The organism is Variovorax sp. P1_H12_2, from assembly GCF_056405335.1.
The window spans coordinates 1-4889 of the sequence record NZ_JBFUCI010000454.1; the positions used below are offsets into that span (position 1 = coordinate 1).

Sequence of the window (4889 nt, forward strand, 5' to 3'; positions counted from 1 at the left end):
GCCCTGCGCCTGATCGACAAGAACGGCATCGACGCCGTGCTCGCAGACCTGCGCGCACGCGGCCAAGCTTAAGGAGCTGAATCATGGCAACGAGCAAAGGCGGACGCGAAAAGATCAAGCTGGAATCCACCGCGGGTACCGGCCATTTCTACACGACCAGCAAGAACAAGAAGACGATGCCTGAAAAGATGTCGATCATGAAGTTCGACCCGAAGGCGCGCAAGCACGTCGAGTACAAGGAAATCAAGCTGAAGTAATTCAGCCTGAACCCATAAAAAACCCGCTGCGATCCAGCGGGTTTTTTGTTGCCTGCCCTTTCCTCCTACTCTCGGCAGGCATGAAAAAGCCGGCTCGAAGGCCGGCTTTTGGAGGAGCCGAAGCTCTGGTCAGGCGCGAGCGCCACGCAGGCGCGTCGAGAACTCGCGCAGGCCCGCAATGCCACTGGCTTCTGCGCGGTGGCACCAGGCAGCCAGGTCGGCAGCCAACTGCTCGCGCGACTGCGACGTGTTGAGCCACAGCTGGCGCAGCTCTTCGCGCATGGTCACCATCTTGTCGAGCACCGGATGGGCCGCACGGGCCTGGACCAGGTCCGAACGCACGGCGGCCGGCACCTTGTCGTCGTCGCGGTGCAGCCAATTCTTGGCCGCCTTCAGTACCGACAGGTCGGCACCCTTGGCCTTGAGCTGGTCCAGCTCATCGCGGGTGGCACGGCGCATTTCGCGCGCATAGCCGGCCATCACTTCGTAGCGGTTGGCAATGACGGCCTCGAGGGTCTTCTCGTTGGCGACAGGCACCACGTCACCCATCTGCAGCTTCGGCGGCAGCTTCTTGACCTTGGCCCAGCCGATCTTCTGCATCAGGCTGATGTAGACCCAGCCGATGTCGAACTCGTACTTCTTGACCGAGAACTTGGCCGAGGTCGGGTAGGTGTGGTGGTTGTTGTGCAGCTCTTCGCCGCCAATGATGATGCCCCACGGGACCAGGTTGGTGCTGGCATCCGCAGCTTCGAAATTGCGATAGCCCCAGTAGTGGCCGATGCCGTTGACGATGCCGGCAGCCCAGAACGGGATCCAGAGCATCTGGACGGCCCAGACTGTCAACCCAAGCATGCCGAACAGCGCGACGTTGATGATCAGCATCAGGCCGACACCCTGCCAGCTGTAGCGCGTGTACAGGTTGCGCTCGATCCAGTCGTCGGGCGTGCCGTGGCCGAAACGCTCCATCGTTTCCTTGTTCTTCGATTCCTTGCGGTACAGCTCGGCGCCGCGCCACATGACTTCGTCGATGCCCTTGACCTGCGGGCTGTGCGGGTCGTCGACCGTTTCGCACTTGGCGTGGTGCTTGCGGTGGATGGCCACCCACTCCTTGGTCACCATGCCGGTGCCCAGCCAGAGCCAGAAGCGGAAGAAATGCGAGGGAATCGGGCCCAGGTCCATGGCCCGGTGCGTTTGCGTCCGGTGCAGGAAGATCGTGACCGCCGCGATCGTGATGTGCGTGGTGACGAGCGTGTACAGCACGACTTGCCACCATGCGAGGTCCCACAAGCCGTTTCCGAGCCAGTCGATGGCCGCGCTCAGTACGGCAGAGTCAGGAAGCAACATTGAGTTCAGTACTCCATGGCCGCACGAAGGTGCAGCCTTCAGGTAACCAGTGATTTTAAAGGTTCGAGCCTGAAAAGGGGCTTAAATCCTTGATTCACCGCAACTCTTACCCTTTCTTTGGAGCCTGGAGCCTATTTCCGGTTCCACACGGCGGCAAAAAAGCCGTCGGTGGCGTGGCGATGGGGCCAGAGCCGCAGGTAACGCGTCCCGCGCTCGCCGCCAGCGCACAGGGCTTCGGCGCCCGCCACCTTGAGGCCGGCCAGCAGTTCCGCGGCATCCTGGGGTTCGAAATCCGGATTGGCGGCAGCAAAGGCCTCGGCGATGGCCTCGTTTTCCTCCGGCAGCACGCTGCAGGTCGCATAGACCAGCCGGCCGCCCGGCTTCACCAGCCGCGCCGCGCTCTGCAGGATCGCGGTCTGCTTGGCCGTCAGCTCCTGCACCGACTTCGGCGACTGGCGCCATTTCAGGTCCGGGTTGCGCCGCAGGGTGCCGAGGCCCGAACAGGGCGCATCGACCAGCACCCGGTCGATCTTGCCGGCCAGCCGCTTGATGCGGTCGTCGCGCTCATGGGCGATCGCTGCCGGATGGACGTTCGACAGACCGCTGCGCGCCAGCCGCGGCTTCAGGGCGTCGAGCCGGTGCGCCGAGGTGTCGAAGGCATACAGCCGGCCGGTGTTCCGCATGGTGGCGCCGATGGCCAGCGTCTTGCCGCCGGCACCGGCGCAGAAATCGACCACCATCTCGCCGCGCTTGGCATCCAGCAAAAGCGCCAGCAACTGCGAACCCTCGTCCTGCACCTCGACCGCGCCGCGCGTGAACGCGTCCAGCTTGTTGAGCGCCGGCTTGCCGTCGATGCGCAGGCCCCAGGGCGAGAACGGCGTGGCGACCGCCCGGATCGCCGCCTTGGCCAGTTCCTTCTGCACCTCGGGCCGCTTGTCGGTCAGCGCGTTGACCCGCAGGTCGAGCGGCGCCGGCTGCTGCAGGCTTTCCACCAGGGGCCAGAACTGGTCCCCGAGCTGCGCCTTGAGTGGCGCCACCAGCCATTCGGGCAGGTTGTGTCGATGGCGTTCGAGCAGGTCGTCCTGCTTGACGGCGTCGCAGTTGTCGAGCCAGCGCTTCTCGGTGTCGTTGAGTGCGCTCTTGAGGAAGTCGCGCGGGCCGTAAAAGCCCAGGATCGCCATCCGGCGCTCCTTGGGGCCGCTGCCGGAAGGCGACAGATGATCGAACAGGAGCTTCTTGCGCAACACCGTGTAGACGGTTTCCGCCAGGGTGGCGCGCTCGCGCGGGCCGAACTCGCGGTGGTCGCGGAAGAAGCGCGAAACGACCTGGTCGGCCGGGTGATCGAATTTCAGAACCAGGCCGACCAGGTCGGCGGTGGCGTCAAGCAGGGCTTTGGGGTGCATGACCCCATTGTCTCAGTCGTGGCCGATCGGGTCTCAATCGACGGTGCGGGCCCAGATCGCGCCGAAGGTCTGGCGCTCGATCTGCTCCAGCGTCGGCGAATGGCCGGCCCACAGCACCAGAGCGGCGCCCGGCAGGCTCAGGGTCTGCTCGAGCTGTCGGCACAGCTGCCAACGCTCGTCGTCGCCCAGGAGCGGCAGCTCGAGGAAAACCACGTAGGCGCGTCGCCATGGAAATTCGCGCAGGTTCTTGCGCACCAGCCAGGCCCGCGAGACCGGGCTGCAGCGCACCAGGTCGGCCCGCAACTCGCCGAGTTCGAATTCGCTCAGGTCGTGGCGGCTGATCTGGCTGAAGAAAGGGGTGGCAGTGATTTCATCCCAGGCGCGCTGCTCGGCCTCCTCCGCCGTCTTGGCCCGATCGCGCCAGAGCTTGAGCGCACGTTCGTCGTGGCCGCCCGCATCCGGGTCCTCGAGCAGCGCGACCGCGGTCTTGGCAGCCCACCAGCGGCTGGCCACGCTCGATTCGTGCAGCCGCTCGAGCACCGCGAGCCGGGCGCCGCGATCGCGGGCCGGCAGCAACTGCGCCAAGCCGCGCAAGGCCCCCGGGTGGTTTTCGGTGAACTGCAGGGCACGCTCATAGTGCCCACGCACGTCGGCCGCGGCATCGATTCGGCGCGAGCAGTCGGCCCACTCGACCATCTCGTCGGCGTTGTTTCGGCCGGCGCTGGCCGCGAGGACGGCAACGCGCTCGCGCACCCGCACCAGATAGGCGTGATGCTGCTTCCAGTCATTGACGTGCGCGCGGCGCCAGTCGTCGTCGAAATGCGCGATCCACCGGGGCGCATCGGCAAGCAGGCCCAGCGCCGATTTGGCCGACCAGGCCGGCAGGCCGGGCCTTTCGTCGAGCGCTTCCAGGCGGTCCCGCAGCACCGGGTGCGTATCGTCGACATCACTGACGCAGCGCAGCGCGCCACGCAGCGCCGAGCGCGCGAAGTCCGGGGCGACCGGCACGCACAACTGCGGCGCCAGCGCCGAGAACGGGCCGACCGGGATCGGCTCGTCGACCGCCAGCGACCAGTGCGCGGGCCAGAATTGCTCGGCGTACCAGGCGCTCTTGACCACGATCTCGGTCAGCGCGCCGGCCACCACCCGCGTGCCCAGCAGCCGGGCCGCGACGCGGTCGGCCTCGTATTCGTCCTGGCGCGCCAGCGCGAAGGTCTTGGCGGCGAAGCGCGGAAAATACCAGCGGAAGAAGGCCTGCGAGGCGAAAGCCATCACGCCGTTGTCGCGCTGCAAGCTGGCGTCCAGCTTGAGCCACGACATCCGCGTGCGATAGATCCACGCGCTGAGCTTGCCGTGGTTGCCGCGCAGGTGTCCGTACTCGTGCGCCAGCACCGACAGCAGGCGCCTGCGATCCAGCGCCATCAGCAGCGGCAGGCCGATGCTGAGATGGTTGACCGCGCCGCCGAAGAGCCCGAAGCGCGGTATCTGGCGGATGCTGGCGTTGAAGTCGCTGTCGAGGAAGACCCGGTGCACCGGCGGGCCGTCGATGCGCTTGCGGATCCGGTCCAGCGCCTCGAACAGTGCCGGCGCATCGTCCCGCTCCAGCGGCACGCCCTCGGGYTCATCGAGGGGCACCCACAGCGCGCGCAGCGTGGCCCACATCAGACCGAGCGCGAACAGCAGCAGCCAGCCGCGCGTGAAGTCGAATCTCCCTCCCTGTCCGAGGCCACCGACCACCCAGGCGATGATGCCGATCGCGAGCGCCAGGCAGGCGATGACCCAGAGATAGCCCAGGGCGGCGAAGACCGCGACCCCGCGCCGGTAGCCGCGGCTGTCGTCCGCGCTGGCATGCTCGCTCAGGCGCACGAGATGAACAAAATCTGCC

At 66.5% G+C, this 4889-nt stretch carries 4 protein-coding genes and 1 pseudogene; 2 read left to right on the forward strand and 3 right to left on the reverse strand.

Annotation, left to right across the window (positions count from 1 at the left end; genetic code table 11):
• Together rpmB and rpmG are read left to right on the forward strand one after the other, a co-directional pair.
• Positions 1-72: pseudogene (gene rpmB, locus AC1D2K_RS29840) on the forward strand (50S ribosomal protein L28); the annotation flags it as partial.
• Between the two features lie 11 nt (positions 73-83).
• Positions 84-257: a 50S ribosomal protein L33 gene (gene rpmG / locus AC1D2K_RS29845; RefSeq protein WP_007830291.1), complete on the forward strand. Its 174-nt coding sequence runs from the start codon at positions 84-86 to the stop codon at positions 255-257.
• A gap of 129 nt (positions 258-386) precedes the next feature.
• Here the strand turns inward: rpmG and AC1D2K_RS29850 are convergent, their stop codons facing one another.
• The 3 genes from AC1D2K_RS29850 to AC1D2K_RS29860 form a co-directional block, all read right to left on the reverse strand.
• A complete protein-coding gene (locus AC1D2K_RS29850; protein ID WP_478093446.1) occupies positions 387-1601 on the reverse strand; it encodes a DesA family fatty acid desaturase in 1215 nt (404 codons plus the stop codon).
• Positions 1602-1732: 131 nt separating this feature from the next.
• The gene (locus AC1D2K_RS29855; protein WP_478093447.1) at positions 1733-3004 is read right to left on the reverse strand and encodes an RsmB/NOP family class I SAM-dependent RNA methyltransferase; all 1272 of its coding nucleotides are present in this window, start codon (positions 3002-3004) and stop codon (positions 1733-1735) included.
• Between the two features lie 33 nt (positions 3005-3037).
• The coding region (locus AC1D2K_RS29860) for a M48 family metallopeptidase (RefSeq protein ID WP_478093449.1) at positions 3038-4889 on the reverse strand (1852 nt) is incomplete at its 5' end.

What these genes read in the sequence shown, in the direction of transcription:
- rpmG (WP_007830291.1), top strand. Translation starts at nt 84, where the DNA reads ATGGCAACGAGCAAAGGCGGACGCGAAAAGATCAAGCTGGAATCCACC.
- AC1D2K_RS29850 (WP_478093446.1), bottom strand. Translation starts at nt 1,601, where the DNA reads ATGTTGCTTCCTGACTCTGCCGTACTGAGCGCGGCCATCGACTGGCTC.
- AC1D2K_RS29855 (WP_478093447.1), bottom strand. Translation starts at nt 3,004, where the DNA reads ATGCACCCCAAAGCCCTGCTTGACGCCACCGCCGACCTGGTCGGCCTG.